Raw genomic sequence first — 19,617 nt, 5'->3', positions numbered from 1 at the left:
AGGACCCCTTCCGTCCGCTTGTGTCAGCACGCCGCACAAGGTTGGGTCTAAACGTATTCCTTCCCCCTTGGGGAAGGTGGCTGCGGTATAAAAGCGACCGTATATACTTCAGTTATTTTGAAAAGGTACTATAGACTATACCACAACCCTACCTTCGCAGACGGAAGGGGGACTAATTACGGTGCCTACCCTAGCCCCACTATGCTAAATTCCAATAAAGGGAAATGGTGACCTCACATTGCTGATTGCCAGACAGGAGAGGACCCCTTCCGTCCGCTTGTGTCAGCACCTTGCACAAGGCTGGGTTTATACGTATTCCTTCCCCCTTGGGGAAGCTGGGCTGTGGTCCGACAATTCGGCATACCAGTGGCTGCGGTATAAAAGCAACCATATATATTTCAGTTATTTTGAAGAGGCACTATAGTCTATACCACAACCCTACCTTCGCAGACGGAAGGGGGACTAATTACGGTGCTTACCCTAGCCCCACTATGCTAAATTCCAAAGGGAAATGGTGGCTTCACATTGCTGATTGCCAGACAGGAGAGAACCCCTTCCGTCCGCTTGTGTCAGCACCTTGCACAAGGCTGGGTTTATACGTATTCCTTCCCCCTTGGGGAAGCTGGGCTGTGGTCCGACAATTCGGCATACCAGTGGCTGCGCAACCATATATACTTCAGTTATTTTGAAAAGGTACTATTGACTTTACCACAACCCTACCTTCGCAGACGGAAGGGGGACTAATTACGGTGCCTATCCTAGCCCCACTATGCTAAATTCCAAAGGGAAATGGTGGCTTCACATTGCTGAGTGCCAGACAGGAGAGGACCCCTTCCGTCCGCTTGTGTCAGCACGCCGCACAAGGCTGGGTTTATACGTATTCCTTCCCCCTTGGGGAAGCTGGCTGCGCAACCAAAGCGCGACCATATATACTTCAGTTATTTTGAAAAGGTACTATTGACTATACCACAACCCTACCTTCGCAGACGGAAGGGGGACTAATTACGGTGCCTACCCTAGCCCCACTATGCTAAATTCCAATAAAGGGAAATGGTGGCTTCACATTGCTGAGTGCCAGACAGGAGAGGACCCCTTCCGTCCGCTTGTGTCAGCACCTTGCACAAGACTGAGTTTATACGTATTCCTTCCCCCTTGGGGAAGGTGGCTGCGGTATAAAAGCGACCATATATACTTCAGTTATTTTGAAGAGATACTATAGACTTTACCACAACCCTACCTTCGCAGACGGAAGGGGGACTAATTACGGTGCTTACCCTAGCCCCACTATGCTAATCTCCAATAAAGGAAAATGGTGACTTCACATTGCCGAGTGCCAGACGGGAGAGAACCCCTTCCGTCCGCTTGTGTCAGCACGCCGCACAAGACTGGGTCTAAACGTATTCCTTCCCCCTTGGGGAAGCTGGGCTGTGGTCCGACAATTCGGCATACCAGTGGCTGCGCAACCAAAGCGACCATATATACTTCAGTTATTTTGAAGAGATACTATAGACTTTACCACAACCCTACCTTCGCAGACGGAAGGGGGACTAATTACGGTGCCTATCCTAGCCCCACTATGCTAAATTCCAAAGGGAAATGGTGGCTTCACATTGCTGAGTGCCAGACAGGAGAGGACCCCTTCCGTCCGCTTGTGTCAGCACGCCGCACAAGGCTGGGTCTAAACGTATTCCTTCCCCCTTGGGGAAGGTGGCTGCGGTATAAAAGCGACCATATATACTTCAGTTATTTTGAAAAGGTACTATTGACTATACCACAACCCTACCTTCGCAGACGGAAGGGGGACTAATTACGATGCCTACCCTAGCCCCACTATGCTAAATTCCAATAAAGGGAAATGGTGACCTCACATTGCTGATTGCCAGACAGGAGAGGACCCCTTCCGTCCGCTTGTGTCAGCACGCCGCACAAGGCTGGGTCTAAACGTATTCCTTCCCCCTTGGGGAAGGTGGCTGCGCAACCAAAGCGACCATATATACTTCAGTTATTTTGAAAAGGTACTATTGACTATACCACAACCCTACCTTCGCAGACGGAAGGGGGACAAACGCGCAGTGTAAACCAGTAATTACTTTCTGCTACTATCGCTCAGTTTCCCCATAGGGTACTTCATATCCGTTATTGCTGTGAAGTTAGACCTCGCGAAGAAAACCAGCCCATAATTGCACACTATAGTTATGTCAGGTACAGTATCCGTAGCAAAAGGCCTCCCCTCTGTTATCATTACACGCATATATACAGTATGATAATAGGACAGACACCATATCATAACCGGTTGGACATCCTGACATAATACAGCGGCGCTACATTCGTCTTTTCTTAACCATTACCCTATTTATGAAAAGACTAACACCGGGCAGCCGTTTTGCAGCCCTTATAGCAACCGCTATGCTTATTTTTTCTTCCTGCCAGGACAATACAGTCCTTGAAGAAATGGACCCCGCTACTGAAGCGGTTCTGGAAACAGAACACCCCGTCGTGCAAAAACTGCTTGAATTCGGATTTAAGGCAGAAGACATACTGTCCATTGAAGGCTACTTCCTCGTGGAAGGGGATATGCTTTTCAGCAAAGACATACAAGAGTGGCCCTTTGAGGCCGGAGCTCAAAAGGGCGTAAATGAGGAGCAGTACAGAACGTCCAATCTGGTCACGACTGCAAACCAGGTGATACGCGTAAACCTGTATAATGTTAAGACCACAGATAATGACAACTGGTACAATGCCGCTTTGCTCGCCATGCAGGACTGGACGAATGTAACCAACTGCCGCATACAGTTTCAGGAAGATGGCGGATATGAGGACATCACCGTCCGCTTTGATAATGGCAGCCTGCCTGCTAATGTGATTGCTGCCGCCGGTTTCCCTTCCGCAGGTAAGCCCTACCTAGAGGTGCTCATTAACCCGGATTTCTACTCGAATATGAATGTGTCCGAGTCCACCAAGCGCTACAATATGGTGCATGAGCTGGGCCACTGCATTGGCTTCCGCCACAGTAACTACGCTTCCCGCGGCGAGTCTGCCGGTACGGTGGGTGCCGTACAGGTGCCCGGTACGCCTGCCAGCGACGGAGGGTCTGTCATGAACGGCGGTACCGCCCTGTACTCATGGGCAGGCTTCAGCTCTTACGACCAGATAGCGGTACGCAACCTCTATCCGGAACCATCTTGCCCCAGCCAGGCAGTAAGCAGCTATTATAACGACTGGCTTACCTACCCCAACGGTGGCCAGGAATTAATCGAAAACGACACCTACACCATCCGGTGGAACACCGCCAGGTTTACCGGCAGCCAGGTAAAACTGGAGCTCCTCTCATACGGAGACCTGTACATGAATAACTGGAACGGCACCTCCCTAAGCACCACCGTACCGAATACAGGTAGCTATAGCTGGGCAGTAGGGCCTATTAAGCATGATAACCGCTCCTCTTTCCAGATACGCATCAGCGATCCGGGTAACTGCTCCCGCTGGGATGTAAGCGACAGCTACTTCAGGCTGGAAAGGGATTAAGCCCTCTACCCATCTAAATGAAAAGGGCAAGCCAGTACAGCTTGCCCTTTTTGTATTCGTTTCGTTGGCCGGGATGCTTCTAGCTGATATGCTGGCGGGTGATCCGGATTAATTCTTCCGGCTCAACGGCTTTGTCGTAGGCATCATCCATACCCGCCGCAAGGCATTTTCTTTTTACCGAAGGACTCATATCTGCCGAAAAGCCAAGCACCCTTGTGTCGGGATATTCATTTTTAAGTATGGCACACGTGGAATAACCATCCATGTTAGGCAGCTCCAGGTCCATAAAGATCAGCCGCGGGCGATGCTCCTGAACCAGGTTAAGGGCCTCTTCACCACTGCCTGCTATATGTACCTGATAATGGGCTGTGGACAGGACAGTTTCCATGACCAGAGCCAGGCTATCATTATCCTCAACCACTACAATACGCTGCATAAGCTGTAAAAAAGGAAGTTACGAAATATAAAAAGTAAGAACGAATTTACTAGAATTTTGAAAAAGTGAAACCCCTGACACACAAAAGTTTGCCCGATACAGGTGTGAATTGGCGAATTAAGTAACCTAATCGGCGAACCAGCCAATGCAGGCCGGTATATTTTAAAATACCGGGGTGAATGGAGGGGAGTCCTATTCCTGCTAATTAACTGGTTATATGCGAATTTCGGATCAGTGCCGGTACCCGCTATTACCTCAAATCCTGAAATTTCTAAACCTCTTTCTTCTGTGCCCGTTCACTGTACGCTACAATTTACCAGGATGACCCGGAACCTGCATGAGACATACTTTACTGATCGTTTGGCTTAGTTTTTTCAGTCTGAACCTGCAGGCCCAGGATAAGGGGTTTGACCTGGACAAAAAGAAGGACGGCTCCCTCATATTAGGGGGGGCAGCCCTCTTCATAGGCGGTGAGATTGCGAAGCGGCAGGTGGAAACCTTCAGCCAGGCGGAGATTGATGCCCTGGACCCTGCTTCAGTCAATGCCTTCGACCGCGGAGCTACACGACAAAGCGGCACGCATGACGACCTCGTAAGCACAGTGGTAGTGCTCGCTTCGGGACTGGCTCCCCTGTCCGTATTTACCTCAGAGGAAGGCAGGAGAGACTTTTACCCCGTAGCCTTTATGTACGGAGAGACAGTGCTGCTGGTGAACGGGGCCATTGGTATGGCCAAAGGCCTGGCACACCGTACCCGGCCCTATGTGTACAATCCCTCATCTGATGAACCCAAAGACATCCGCGATGCACGCTACTCCTTTTTCAGCGGCCATACGGCCAATGCGGCTGCAGTGTGCTTCCTCACCGCCTCACTGGTGCAGGAGTATAGCCAAAGGGACCTGTGGAAGTGGGTGGCCTGGTCCGGCGCGGTGGTAGTGCCCGGCGCCGTAGGCGTACTCAGATATACCTCAGGCATGCACTTTCCTACCGACATCATTACAGGCTATGCCGTAGGGGCAGGGGTGGGCCTGCTGGTACCCTACCTCCACCGCAAGGCCCTGCCTGAGGGGCTGGGTAAAAACCTGCAGTTCAACATGAGCAGTAATAGCTTCCTGCTCGTGTACCGGTTTTGATGCTTTCTTCCCTAAGCTTAGTTTGGCTTTAAATCAATCCGCCTTACTACCGGCCTTATGCACCCCTGAGATCTTAAAGAGCCTGGCACCGTGCTGGGGAACAGCAACCGTAAAGTCAGCCCCCGAGAAGGTGCCGAGGTCCTTTTGCTGCCACAGGTCGCGGATAGTGCATTCACCATCAAAGCCTAAAGCGGCCAGGTCTATAGCTGCCATGCGATCCTCCAGGGTCTTTTCTGTGATGCGCGGGTCCTCTGTGGCCACCATAAACTCGATGGTAGAGCCGCAGCCCTGCGCCAGGCCTACGCTGTCTAGGCCGGCCAGTACCCTGAAGCGGATAGTGTTTTCCGGAATTTTATAGGCAATGATAGACCGTGCGTGCGTACCGATGCCGTGCTCATACTCCACGCCATTTACAGTTAGTGTATTGCCCGTAATGCTCCTGTTCTTTTGCGTTTTTTGCCAGCCTGCCGTAGCGCTTTCCCACTCCAGGCTGGTCAGAGACACCGAGTCGCCATTTGAGAGGTAGAGTGTGGGGTTGATCCAGTCCGCATGATCGCAGCTAAAGCCGTCGTCGCCATCGTTCACCACCAGGTACAACTCATCGCTACCAGCCGGGATTTCCAGATCGATGCTGACGCTATAGTTATCCGTGAGCTTAGATATGGTGCCGCTGCTGTACAGGATATCGTCCATCCGGATAAAATCCAGGCTTTCATTATTAAACACCGCCACGTACTTATCCTCAGAGTCAGGATCGTCCGCCGTCCAGGCAATGAGGTTCTCCCGCTTATACCACTGCCTGTTATTAACCGATCGGCTATGCATATCCAGTACTTCCTTATTCGTGAGCAGGGAGTTAGTAAAGGCATCGTTATCCGGAAGGTGGCCGCCAAACATAAGAGGCGATTTAAAGATGGTCCAAAGCGTCATGAGGGTGTATTGCTCATCTTTGGTGAAGTTCGTATAGCGATCATCTCCCCGCTCGCCTCGTATCGCCAGATGGCCCAGCGGCAGCATATCCGCGTCCGGCCAGGCACCGGCCGATATATAAGGCGCCCAATCCGCACACTTATCAAACTGGAAGTTGAGCTGGCTCCAGTTGTCCCAAAAGTCATCTACCGTACGCCACATATTGGCATGGTTTCGCGCATGCGCATGCTCCTCGAGAGGCGTAGCGCCGGGCGACATGCTCAGCACGATGGGTCGGCCGGTCTGGTCGATGGCCTTGCGGATCATCTCGATCTCCTCCGTATGATAGGGGCGAGAGAGGTCATCTACCTTTATAAAGTCCACGCCCCAGTCCGCATACAGGTCCAGGATAGAATTATAGTAGGCCTGGCCCCCTTCCTTTTCGGCCAGTACGGTGTAGTTATCCTTAAGCCAGGTACACTCTTTAGCGGTGGAGTATATATCTGCCGCCGTCACCTCCGTGCCCTTTACCGGCAGCTCATTATACACCGCCTCCTTGGGCACCCCGCGCATGATGTGGATGCCGAACTTAAGCCCGAGGCTATGCACATAGTCAGCCAGCGGCTTAAAACCTTTACCATCCACTGATGAGGGAAAGCGGGTAGGAGAGGGCATATACCTTCCATACTCATCGATGATGAATTCAGATTCATCATAAGGATTATAATGCCCAGCCGTCTGGTTATCCACGTACCAGCGAATGTCCACCACCACATACTCCCAGCCGTATTCCTTCAGGTGTTCCGCCATGTAATCCGCATTGGCCTTTACCTCAGCCTCCGTAACGGAAGGCCCGAAGCAGTCCCAGCTATTCCAGCCCATTGGCGGCGTCTCCGCCCAGGCATGAAAATCATTTTCTATTTCTTTCTCAGTTGCCGGACTCTCCGGCACACAGCTAGCCGGTAATAATAATAGCCCTGCCATTGCCAGAGCCGTACTCATCATATTCAGATACTTACGCATAAGGTAAATATAGAAACTATGGGGGATTTTGCGGAGGTTAGCAAACCATTGGACATTACCACCGGTGGCAGATGCATTCGTTATAGGCTGCAATGTTGCACGCTGAAGAATGCATTGCATGCCGCGCGTGGCCCAAGCGCACCGCCTCTGCCAATGTCGCTTCTTCTCAATGCTCATCTTGAGCCAAAAAGCCCGATTATCATCAATTCCTTCCTCTCGGGGGAAGTAATACGTTTAGACCCATCCTCGTGCACCGCACTGACACAAGCGCACCGCCTCTGTCAATGAGGCCTCTGCTCTTAGATCATATTATGCAATGAAGCTAGGTGTTCATCAATTCCTTCCCATTGGGGAAGCTGGGCTGTGGTCCGACAATTCGGCATTCCGCTGGGCTGGCATACCAGTGGCCGCTTGTAAAATGTAGCGGCTCTATAATAAGCTAATTTGAAAGATAAATTTTCCGGCTCAAGCAAAGGATGACAAGCGGACGGAAGGGGTCCTCCTACGTCTGGCACTTAGTACCTGTGAAGGGGGCAGGCGTAGAATGACGCTTATGGAAAGCAAACGCAGAGTCCGGGGGATGTAACCCAGCAGAAAAGGTTAAACCTACCATACAGGAGGTACTGGTTACATTCTGCATGGTTGCACGCTGGGGTGTGCATTGCATGCCGCGCGTGGCCCAAGCGCACCGCCTCTGCCAATGTCGCTTCTTCTCAATGCTCATCTTGAGCCAAAAAGCCCGATTATCATCAATTCCTTCCCCTCGGGGGAAGCTGGGCCGGCATTCCGGTGGCCGCTTGCAGGAGGTAGCCGCTACATCATAAGCCAATTTGAAAGATAAATTTCCCGGCTTAAGCAAAGGATGACAAGCGGACGGAAGGGGTCCTCCTGCGTCTGGCCCTCAGCAAAGTGAATCCACCATTCCCCTTTATGGATCTTAGCATAGCTATAATAAGCATCGAAAAAGTCCCCCTTCCGACCTACCATACCCTGGAAAAGAGCTGATTTACATGTGAAGGGGGCAGGCGTAGAATGACGCTTATGGAAAGCAAACGCAGAGTCCGGGGGATGTAACCCAGCAGAAAAGGTTGAACCTACCATACAGGAGGTATTGGTTACATTCTGCAATGTTGCACGCTGGGCTGTGCATTGCATGCCGCGCGTGGCCCAAGCGCACCCGCCTCTGCCAATGTCGCTTTTTCTCATATCTCATCTTTGAGCCAAAAAGCCGGATTATAATCAATTCCTTCCCCTCGGGGGAAGGGATCCTCCTGCGTTTGGCACTCAGCAAAGTGAAGCCACCACCAATAGCAGAGGCATCCTTCATAGTCTCGGGTATTGCACGCTGGCGTTAGGAGGAACTCTGAGCCGGATGGACGTTTTGCTGCCTGTATTCGCCTGGGGTGCAGCCGTAGGCTTCTTTGAATGAGCGGGTGAAGTAGGACTGGCTGCTGAAGCCACAGGTGAAGGTGATCTCTTTGAGGCTCAGGGGCTGGTGAATAAGTAGCTGGCAGCTCTTTTGGAGGCGCAGGCTGCGTATGTAGTGATTCACCGACATGCCGGTAAGGGCTTTGAGCTTGCGGTATAGCTGGCTTTTGCTGATGCCCATCTCCTGCACAAGGGTCTGGGTGCTAAGCTGCGGGTCCTCGATATAGTGATGGATGAGCCTGTCCATGTCCTGCATAAACTGCACGTCAAGGGGTGATATGCCTGCCGGAGCTTTTTCGGGCTGACTTTCCCTGGCTGAGGTGGCAAAATAGCTTTTGAGGTTGGCCCTGAGGTCAAGCGCGTTTTGGATGCGTAGCTGCAGCTCTTTGAGGTTAAAGGGCTTGGTAAGGTATACTTCGGCGCCTGCTTCAAGGCTTTGGAGCTTGCTGTCAAGGGCAGTCTTAGCGGTCAGCATGATGACAGGTATGTGGCTGGTGAGGCGGTCTTGTTTTAGCTGATAGCAAAGCTCGGTCCCGCTTAAGCCCGGCATCATGAGATCGGTAAGGATGATATCGGGCAGTAATGACCTGGCGAGCTCGAGGCCCTTTTGGCCATCGGCCGCGACGGTAACGCGAAACTGTGTGGCGAGCAGGTGCTCGAGATAGTGCCTGAGGTCGTCATTATCTTCTATGATGAGAATTTCTGTAGTGCTTTCGGGTTGCATAACCGGCCCGGGCAGGTAGGGTGGCTCGTAGGGGGCACATGCTGTACCGGTGGCGGTGTAAGGGGTGCGGGACTGGCCGTGGGCCTGGCGGTGCAGGGGGAGGGTAACGGTAAAGGTGCTTCCCTTGCCTGGCTGGCTGGTACAGGTGATCTCTCCGCCGAGCAATTCGGTGAGCTCTTTACAGAGGGCGAGGCCTATGCCTGTGCCGCCCGGCTGGAAGGTGCTGCCCTGGTAGAAGCGGTCGAAGATAAAGGGCTGTGCCTCTGTAGGGATGCCGCTGCCCGTGTCCGACACAGTAATGTGCAGCGCCTTGTTCTGTGCGGAGAGGGTAAGCGCCACCCTTCCGCCGGAGGAAGTGTACTTGAGGGCATTGGACAGTAGGTTCGTTATGATGGCTTCTGTCTTATCCGGGTCGAAGAGGCACTCAGGAGCGGGCAGGTCATAGTGGCTGGTGAGCCTGATCTGCTGCCGGGTGGCCTGCGCCTGAAAGGATTGGAGTATGCGCCGGATGAACTGGCAGATGTCCCCATGGCTCCGGTTTACTTCCATACTTCCGCTTTCCAGCTTCGCCAGGTCCAGAAGGCGGTTGACGAGCAGGAGTACCTTACGTCCGCTGCGGTGGGATAATTGCAACTCCTGGCGGTGCTGGTCGCCGAGGCTTTCCATCACCTGCTCCAGGGGGCTGAGCATGAGGGTGACGGGGGTACGAAACTCATGGACGATGTTGGCGACGAAGTTGCTCTTGAGTGTGTCCAGTTCTTTTAGCTGGCGGGCCTCCTCTTCTTCGAGCCGGAGCTTTTGGGCAAGTTGAATCTTCCGGGTGCGCAGGTGAATGTAACCGGATATGATCGCAAGGGCGGCGAGGGTGTAAGCGGCATAAGCCCAGGGAGTAGCGTACCAGGGGGAACGAATGACAAAGGAAATGCGGGCTTCGCGGGGAGACCATATGCCGCTGTTGTTGCTTCCTTTAACCCGAAGGGTGTAGCTGCCGGGGGCGAGGTTGGCAAAGGTGGTATAGGTGCGGTTGCCCATATTGAGCCAGTCACTGGTGGCACCTTCCAGCTTGATGCGGTACTGATTCTTTGAGGGGTTATGAAAATCGAGGGCAGCGTACTGAAAGGAAAGGGTGTTATGATCATGAGGCAGACTGATCCTTTCCCCGGAGCTTACCTGCGCACGGGGCAGTGATTTTCCATTTACCCTGATTTCTCCTATTTGTATTTCGGGAGGAGTGTTATTCTTACTGATCTGATGGGGGTAGAAGGCGTTCAGACCGTTCATTCCGCCGAAGTATAGCTTACCCGAAGCTCCCTGGTGATAGGAGAAGGTGTTGAACTCATCACTTTGAAGGCCGTCCCGGGTACTGTACTGGGTGATGGCTTTGGTACCGGGATGGAAGCGGGTAAGACCCGTGTTGCCGCTGAGCCATAGGTAGCCTGTGTGGTCGTATAGAATGCCGTATATGACATTGTCTTTCAGGTAATGACCGCTGTGGTAGTGTTGGACTATCTTTTCCGAAGTGAGGTTGATATAGTAAAGACCGTCTCCGCGGGTACCTGCCCACAGATAGTCTTGGGCGCCGGGTACGGTAGCAAGGGAAATGATATTACTCGTGGCACCTGGCTTACCTTTCATCATATGAAATGCACCGGTTGCAGGGTCAAAGACAGCAAGCCCCCAGGCGGTGGCTATGATAAACTGACCGGTGGCTGTCTCTTCAATAGCCGATATGGAAGTCTCGGGGGTATTATTAAACTTCCGGATAAAGGGGTAGGTACGGAGATTATAAGAAACAGGGTCCAGGCTGATGAGTTCGTTGCCGCTGATCATCCAGAGCAGGCCTTTACGGCTTTTGTACAGCACATAGTTAGTCGGGTAGGGGTGGTTACTTACGGATGAGGGCACCTCTATGGTTTTGACTATTTCGCCCTTATCATTTATCTGCTCAAAGGCACTGTACTTTCGTTCACGTCCGTTTGCCGCACCCGTCCGGATCCATATACGCCCTGCGTCATCCTCTGCCATGGGGATGCGCTGCCTGACGGCAAGGGAGTCATAGGTACGGGGCAGGTCGTGCTGGGTCCATACGTTGCCCCGGCTGTCTTCTAGGATATAATAGATAACCTTCCCGCTATGGGTGTGGCGAAAGGCCTGCTGCAGCGGGCTCATGGTGGCCAGACCTCTGCCGTTAAGGCTGGTCCATATAAGTCCGGAACGGTCCTGGTAGAGGCTGTTTACCAAACCGAACTGTGGCTGATAGACGAGGTGCTCCGGCTGCAGGTGGGGCAGGTGGTGTGCCTTGATCCTGATAAGGGAGCGGTTCAGCAGGATCCATACATTACCGGCATGGTCAGTCATGATATTAGTAACGCCACTTTTACGTTCAGATAGCTCCGGGGAGGTAGGGAAGCTGATTTCTCTGTACCGGCCGTCCTTCCGTATCAGCATAGAGGTGCGGCCTGCGACCCATTGTTCTCCGCTGCCAGGCTGGTATACATAGGTAGCCGGCTCCGTGGTGTGAGGCCGGCGCATCAGCTCCCACTTATTTGTAAGCAGACCGGAAGCCATCTTACTGTCCGGTAGGTGGCTTGTATATACCTCTTTCTGCGTGAGAAAATAAATAGTGCCGTCTTTTCCTTTTTGCAGCCGGCTTCCGGGAGTGGCAGGCTGTGGCAGAGCGGTATGGGTATATCTGAGTTTACCCTGATGCCGTTCTGCATAATACAAATCCTTTTGGCTGATCAGCAACAGTCTGCTGCCCGAGTGGCCGGGCGCTATATCTCTGATCTGTAATGCTTCGGGGAGAGGTGCCAGGCTGAAACTGTCTTTGGCGGCATGGTAGTACCAGAGTTCATTTCTGCTGGTGGCGAGCCAGAGGTCTCCGGCACTAGCGCTGGTCATGCGGGTAACGAGGCCTGCAGGTTTGCTTTGTGTATCACCAGGCGTGTGCCGGTAAATTTTAAAGGAGTGACCATCATAGCGGTTGAGTCCGTCGGGTGTGGCAAACCACATGTAGCCAAGGCTATCCTGAACCATGGTCTCGACGTAGCCCTGCGACAGGCCATCACGGGTCGTAAGACCGGGCTGAACAGTTGGGGTCGTGGCGGCTGAATAACAAAAGGCCGGTAATAAGAAGAGAAGAATAAAGGTGTTTTTCAAGACGCAATATTTCCCCTAAAGTAAACATTGAGTCTAATTTCTCTAACTTACTACCGGCCGGTTTCCGGTATTATCCGGGTGTGCGAATCATAACAAATCAGTCATCACTCTGCAAATAGGCTCTAAACCAGTTGGTCATCAGGGAGTAAAGCTGATCGGCCTCTTGCGGATCAATGTCTAGTGAAACTTTATTTTCTTCGATCCACTTGATCACATTATTTTCCACATCTGTAAAGACCACGTTGCCCGGATCTATGACCGTGTACCCTTTGCCAAAGCTTCCCATGATGGTCTGTACCAGTACATAATTATTATCGATACTAATCTCATCGGGCTTGGTAAAGTCCTGTGCAGCCATATCCAGAAAGATATTCTCGGTATGGGGTACCTCTTCGGTGTCAAACTGTGCGGCGATAGTATCATTAGGGGGTACGCGGCTAACGTAGGTGACCCTATGGAATATACGCCAAACCTTTTTCGAATTGGTAAGCGCGTGCTTCATAGCTACGGCATCAGGGTTTCGCTCATCGTTGAGCCAGTCCTGGTCTATCAGGGGCGTTTCGCCGTCATTATAGCCTTTTGCCAGCAGGTCAAAGTTATCCATGCTGGGATGCAGGTAATAGGACTTGAAGCGATAGCCCGTTACCTTACCGGGGCAGTTCTCAGACTGGAACAGAATAGGGTACTGGCCGGGGTGCGGCGAGATACGCTTTTTGCTCGTGATGGTATCCGTGTCAGGGTCTGAGGTAATAATATACTCTCCCTTACCGGAGGCAAAATTCCACGCATCAGTGGCAGTCCTGGTTATCAGGTACCTGTCATTCGCGGATTCTATCATTCCCCACGCTATGAACTCATTCACGAGGTCAGCATCATTTAGCGGGTACCCATTGTTGAGTGCCCTCACAGCATCCTGGTAATTCTGAGGGGCTATTGTCTGGGGTGTTTCATTCACCATATCAGCCTGCATGCTCAGGAAGCCCTCGCCGCCCACGCTAACATCCAGTCCAAAGGTAGACCCCTCGCCGGTAGTGGAGGAAGATTTAACCTTAAGTTCACCGCCCCATCCAATGTCCAATTTGGTTTTTATGCCGACTATCACCCCAAACCCTGCTTTGATGGTATTCTCATAGCTGATGTTATTCGAGAGTTTGGTAGAGTTTTCAGACCCGAACGTTTCTGAAAAGGAAGTGGCCAGTTGCTTATCTTCCGAAAGAAACCCTCCATCTGCCGTCCATGCATACGTGTCTACCAGGCTGAAGTCTTCAAAGACCCCGCCGGCCTCACCTTCCTGAGCGGCTTTACTGAAAAGCGTAGCCTGCTCGCGTTCTATTTTACTTTGTATCTGATAGGCTTCTTTGGCTTTAAAGAAGCTCGCTTTTGCCTCCGGTTTACCGGCCAGGTCAGGGTAGCTTACATCATTGTCAAAACCGATGCGCCCATCCAGCGAACCGTTGCTTACATAAGCCGGGTTAAGCCTGAACATGATGAGGTTACTGTCTTCCGGAATATCAGGATCCAATACGTACTGGTAGCCAAGAGTGGCACCGGTCTTCTCATTCTGAACCGCATATACATCGGCCGTACGGGATTTGACCACGGCCATGGCCATATTATTGGGCCGGTACAACCTGGGGGCCTGTACGTATAATTTATCGGCACTAACCCCGGGTATATTGTAGATATTTGGCTCCCATGAGCCGCCAATCATAAGCTCATAATACTTATTAATGCCCGTGCTGGCTTCTCTCGTATCGGAGTTTTCACCACCGAATGAATTCTCGTTTTTTATTTTGAGGTTTACTCCCAGGCTTGTTTTTGCCGTAGATACCTGGGTAGTGGCTACTACCGGCCCTACCGATACCTTGTTGTCGGCTTCTGCCTGTGGATCTGCCGTTACTTCAAAGCCAATATTGAAGGCCCCTGAGGTAGTGCTTTCGGCAGATTGTTTTGTTTCGCTGTGCTGCACGATGCTCACCTTGGCGGTACCCACATACTTATCCGGGTTAGAGCCCTGGTCTACCGTGAGGTTTTCACTGGGTACTGGGGGTGCCCCTTCTATAAACCCGGTGATTTTAGGGTCATACTGGGCCTGGCCTATATAAACCATCTTATATGAGCCGCTCTGTTCACCTTGAGTCATATGAAGATTACAGGAATTTAATCGTTTAAATGAATACGCTCTGTCCAGTCCGCTGTTGTACTCGGCCACTCCTATGGAACTGGTAGCCATGAGGTCATGTCCTTCTCTAAAGACTTCCAGTGAGGCACTATTAATGCTCAGCAGGGTGTCGTTATTTACAGGAGCAGGAAAGTCTGTACTGCCGGGGTATTCCCAGACAATAGGGGTATTATGAAACTCTCCATGATTCTGGTAAGGGGATTTATCACGGATATATTTTCCCGATCCGTCATTAAATGGCCAGTAACCGGCCAGCTTGTCCTGAGAGCCGCTTATCGGTACATTTTTTTGTGCTTTAATCTCTTCTTCTGTCCGCTTTTTGCTCCAGAGTCGTATTTCTGCAAGTTTGGCGCTGCAGGAAGTGCGGCTTCCTTCCGCACCACCAAATAAAAATTCATCAAACGTTTTGAATTCAAATCCGGATGCCGCTATATCTTCGGGAAGCAAATACGCTATATCGATCTTTATACCATCCAGGTATAACTCCCACTCTCCGTTAAAGGTGGAGGGTATGTATAGTTTCTCGTCCTCTTTTTGTTCTTTTCTTTTGGGAGATGAAAGACGCCCTTTAAGCAGCCCTTCGTTCTTTTTTGTGGCATCCAATACCTTATTATCGGCATCTTTGTCAAATGTATAGGCAGCTACCAGGTGTACGGGAGCGCTGGGCTCATCTTTGTCATCGTACTTTGTTTCCAGGTTCTGATACCGGTAGTGATCTATCTGTGATTCCAGGCGGTAGATGTTCCATATCCTCACATTGTCCAGCAGACCGGCATAATCGCGGGCGCCTTCACCCTTATAAAAGGTACCGAGCATCAGCGGGTTTTTGGTTTGCTGTATGGGCAGGAAGGGGAGGCTTTCTTCAGAAACGGGTTCGCTACCCTTGGTGATAGTAACCTCACTATCGGATAGTTTATTTCCATCTACATATAGCGAAAGCTTTTTGCCTGTCTGTACATTTACCCAGCTTAGAGCATCCTGGTCGGCGGTGTTGGCATAATAGCGCTTATTACTCACGCTGTCAATGATGTACTTATCCTGTTGGAAGTCGCCATGGCCGGATTGATTGTCATCACCCAAATCCTCATCAAAATACTGGTCCATGGTAAAGTTGCAGATGAGATCAGGGTTATTGCCTGGTACCTCCACATTGAGGAAGTCGACTATCTGATCATGCGTTCGTATGCTTTTCCATATCCGTACATCTGCCAGGTAACCGGAAAAGTGCTTCTTATGGTCATCCGGGTTATTCGGATTCAGTGTGGCGCCTATGACCCATTTGTCGAAATCATAATTTTGTTTGACTATTTCATTATAGGTATGGTCAAAAACCTTTTCCCCGTCTACATATACTTTTACCTGAGAGCTGCTTCCGTATTGGTCTATACTAAGTGCCAGGTGGAAGAGTTTGTCGGGGCTTACTTTTATATCTGAATAAGTCTTTTGATGTGACCCTAAATGTATGGTGAGGCTATGTGTCTGATCATACATTACCATGAGCGGTGCCGCTTTACTTTTATCTACATAATACCCCGAAATAATGCAGAAGTCATCCACCTCATCATTATCATCTGCGCTGACCCAACACTCAAGAGTAAGTTTGTCCGGCCACTGCTCCAGGGTGTCTGGTACCTCAAAATCCACGTCGGCGACGGTTTCGTCTATTTTGAGCATGGTACGGGTATGAGAGGGAGAATAGGCCGCAGCAATATGATGCCAGTCTGTAGTAAGTGGCGAGCCTTTTATAATAATCTTATTGAGCTGACTGTCTGCAAATTTAAAATAGGGTTTGCCACTGGGGGTAAGGCCCAGGCGCCAGCTTTTCTCATTGTCTGTAGCGCCCCATTTTGAGGCAATGATCTGCTCTTTTACAAATTCATCGGGTTTGACCCAGGCTTCTACCGAATACTGGTGGTCACTGTGTAGTGATTTGCTGTCTGGTATTTCGCCATAGGTGCCATCCTGTAAGCGAAGAGCATAGCCTGAGCGGTAGTTGGCAGCCAGGTGGAGCCATGTCTTGCTTCCTTTGGCTACAGGCAGGGGCCGGGCGGAGGTTACGAACACCTCATTACTACCAATATCACTATTCCTGTAGGTCAGAAATGCCTTATTGTCCGCGGTAAGGCCTGTTGCATATTGTACATTCTCAGAATATATATTATTATATAAAATAAACTCTGCCCGGCCCGGATCACTTAAGCTTTGCACCCAATGCTCTATACAGAATTCCTCCTTAAAGGCCAGACGGGTGTCTGGTGTCAGGTTAACGTAGTCTATTGAAGTTCCTGAAAACCCGAGGTAACTGCTTGCAGGTTCATTAATCCATGTACTGTCTACACCAGGCCGGTAGTTAGTAACGACGGAACCGATAGTGTCCGGTACCACCTGGGCTATCTCTTCTTTATCCCTGTTTAGTTCGGTAGCGTGGTAGAGGATTGATCCTGAAGCAGGGTCTGCTACATTCAGGTTAAACGCAGCAATTGCATTACCACTTTTACATACTCGCCTGACGTTGTTTTCGTAATCATAGATTACTTTATCAGCACTATTTACATCTCCTGCGGTAGCGGCTGATACGGCCAGCCCATTGATGATTTTAACCAGATTTTCTACGTTGGCCGGTACCTTTGAGAAAGTCTCTGTCAGTGTTATATCTCCTGATAGGGTGGGGAAGTTATTATAGTGAAAGGTAATAAGCAGGTACCGCTGGTTATCATTTTCATAGGTGGTGGTATCTTCTTGTATGGCTACCGTACATTCATTGCCTTTAACACCGGTAAGTAATGATGTAAATACAAGCTTAGGCAATATCCTGCCCTGGTATACAATACCGTTGTCAAACCTGCCGGTGGTATCCGACCCGGCCGTGCCGGAATTGTCCCAGTAGAGAACCGCCTGGGAGCGCTGCAGGGAGGTGTCAAAATGAGACACACCCATCTTATTATCGTTTCTGTTATAATAAAGGCGTACCAGGCCATCACCACTATCCAGCAGGGTAGGGTTATAAGACAACTGCGGATAATGCGTATCTTTACTGCTTAGCAGGCAGCTTCTCGCGCTCAACAGGCGATTATCTACATATTGTACAGGCATATTAATGCGGGAGGGCAATATAGACGATACCCATTGGGCCCCTTCAATAGTTGCCATTCCTAACCTGCCGGAATCAGAAGATATTATGTATGATTGCACCTGGGCTTCGCTGTTTTCCCAGAGGTTCCTGCCTTCTTCAAATGACTCACATATAAGTAACCTGGACAGGTATTGATCTGACTGGTCAACTTTCTCGTCCTGTAGCCCGGATAAATGAGATGTTAATAAACTGTCTGAGCCCGTCCAAACCCTGAACTCACTGCATAGTCCCTGTAGTCCGGCGGGGCCTCCGCATAAGCTATTACCCAATTGAAAATTAAACCAACTGAGAGAAGAGTTGATAGTGATTGGGGAGGTGTTATCCGAAAGGTATACCTGTCCTCCCTGACTGGTGATCAGTGAAACAGGGTTACTATTATCCGGATCCAGTATTACCGTGATATGTTGCCAGCAATCCGGCGTGATAGATGGTGCGTTAGGAAAGCCATGCGTGACCCACTCACCGCCCGACAGGGATTTCAGAAATAACCGGCCATAATTGTCGTACGCCAGGTAGATTGAATCTTGCTCGTCACTCTGTGATAGCTGCGTGTTAACAGACCAAATGCATTTTTCCTTTTCAAAATCATCTGTAGACCAGCCCCTGGGCTTCACCCAAAGCTCTATGGTCATCCCTTCTGTACGGTAGCTGCCAGGAAACTGATATTGTGAGGAGTTGCCGGCAAAAGCATTAGCGCCGGAACCTGTCCATTTCACACTATCCTGGTTGCCATCAAACTCCACGGCAGTTCCATAAGCAGGCAGTCCATTCATTTGCATGTGATAGGGGCCATGCATCGACTGGTTTGCCGTTGTGTATTCGGCCATACCAGCCAGCAGGCCATCACCTCCCACTTCCAGGTCTATTATCCCGTAGCTGTTAGTATTGGCTTGCTGAATAGCCACCATCACATTGCCACCTCTTTTTACAGAGATAAGATTGCCTGTATTGTTCAGGATTTTTTCCTGTTCAAAATAGGGCTCGGCGGCCATAGTATAAATATCATCGTCTACTGTCAGGGATAAACTTGCCCCCAGCTTGTAGTAGCCCTCTGAAGTAATCTCATTAATAGAATAGCTGGCGAGGTGCCTGGTATCAAATAATACGGAGGTGGTGCGGGCAAGGGTAAAGACATTGATATCTGTACCTACAGAAGTAATGATATGCCATACACTGTCATAGTGGGTATTGACGGCAGGTACGTGTATCACGGAAAAGCGAAAGTTGGTGTTCTGAGCTTCCGTGTTTATTGATATTTCGGTAGTAGGCTCTACAAAGGGATCCCCATCAGGTCCGTAGGCACCGAATGAATCGAGTTGGGAAGCGGGCACATCAGGGTTGCCGCTACGTACATAGCGGATCTCGTTTACATTAACCAGGCGCCTGGCTGATGCATCGTAGATGAAACGGTCTGCCAGTATGGTGCCTCGCTGGCTTAGCCGGAAAAGGTAGATGTAGTTATTATCGGCAACTACAGAGAAGCTCTTGTTCTTAGAGAAGATCACAGAAGTATTGGGGTCGCCGTTTTTGTCCCTGCCCTCTATATCAAAAGCTCCCAGGCGGATGCCGAGGGGGTGCATCTTGTCAGGAAAGGTCAGCTTTCTGAAAGCAGTCCACTCTTCGCTGCTGTCTTTGGCAGAACCTCCTTCAGCTCTGTCCAGATAAGCGTAGTAGAATTCAGGGTGATCCTGCCCTGATGGCACCTTACTGCCAAAGGTAAAGGCCTTGTCTTTGTACCGGACACTGAGGATGAAATCCAGGTCGGCTGAATTGAATGAGTTCATTAGGGTGTCAATTAGTTTTTTTCTGATAAAAGGGTGGCGGGGGCGGGTGCTGGTACCTTCCCTCACCGGCGCAAAGCATGGTTGTAGGACAAGAATAAGGGGTTTATTGACACTTTTCGCCCCTTTGACACAGGAGTGCAAAGGATCGGGACAATGGTGCAAAGGATAGTTTATTTACACCT

The 19,617-nt window shown here is 50.6% G+C and carries 6 protein-coding genes; 2 read left to right on the top strand and 4 right to left on the bottom strand.

Features of this window, described 5'->3' with window-relative positions; translation table 11 throughout:
- Positions 1-2,355 precede the first annotated feature (2,355 nt).
- Positions 2,356-3,525: a M57 family metalloprotease gene (locus AB9P05_RS21465; RefSeq protein WP_371910889.1), complete on the top strand. Its 1,170-nt coding sequence runs from the start codon at positions 2,356-2,358 to the stop codon at positions 3,523-3,525.
- Between the two features lie 79 nt (positions 3,526-3,604).
- Here the strand turns inward: AB9P05_RS21465 and AB9P05_RS21460 are convergent, their stop codons facing one another.
- The gene (locus AB9P05_RS21460) at positions 3,605-3,961 is read right to left on the bottom strand and encodes a response regulator (protein ID WP_371910888.1); all 357 of its coding nucleotides are present in this window, start codon (positions 3,959-3,961) and stop codon (positions 3,605-3,607) included.
- Between the two features lie 337 nt (positions 3,962-4,298).
- On the opposite strand from AB9P05_RS21460, the gene AB9P05_RS21455 reads away from it, so the two are divergent.
- Positions 4,299-5,093 carry a phosphatase PAP2 family protein gene (locus AB9P05_RS21455; RefSeq protein ID WP_371910887.1) on the top strand — a complete coding sequence of 265 codons (795 nt, stop codon included), beginning with the start codon at positions 4,299-4,301 and terminating at the stop codon, positions 5,091-5,093.
- Positions 5,094-5,126: 33 nt separating this feature from the next.
- Here AB9P05_RS21455 and AB9P05_RS21450 read toward each other — a convergent pair whose 3' ends face one another.
- From AB9P05_RS21450 to AB9P05_RS21440, 3 genes are all read right to left on the bottom strand, one after another.
- The gene (locus AB9P05_RS21450) at positions 5,127-7,025 is read right to left on the bottom strand and encodes an NPCBM/NEW2 domain-containing protein (protein ID WP_371910886.1); all 1,899 of its coding nucleotides are present in this window, start codon (positions 7,023-7,025) and stop codon (positions 5,127-5,129) included.
- A gap of 1,351 nt (positions 7,026-8,376) precedes the next feature.
- Complete coding sequence (locus AB9P05_RS21445; protein WP_371910885.1) at positions 8,377-12,336, bottom strand: ATP-binding protein; 3,960 nt, start codon at positions 12,334-12,336, stop codon at positions 8,377-8,379.
- 97 nt (positions 12,337-12,433) lie between these two features.
- The gene (locus AB9P05_RS21440) at positions 12,434-19,435 is read right to left on the bottom strand and encodes a LamG-like jellyroll fold domain-containing protein (RefSeq protein WP_371910884.1); all 7,002 of its coding nucleotides are present in this window, start codon (positions 19,433-19,435) and stop codon (positions 12,434-12,436) included.
- Positions 19,436-19,617 lie beyond the last annotated feature (182 nt).

This window comes from Roseivirga sp. BDSF3-8, from assembly GCF_041449215.1.
Classification (GTDB): domain Bacteria; phylum Bacteroidota; class Bacteroidia; order Cytophagales; family Cyclobacteriaceae; genus JBGNFV01.
This window is presented reverse-complemented; position numbering and strand designations above follow the sequence as displayed.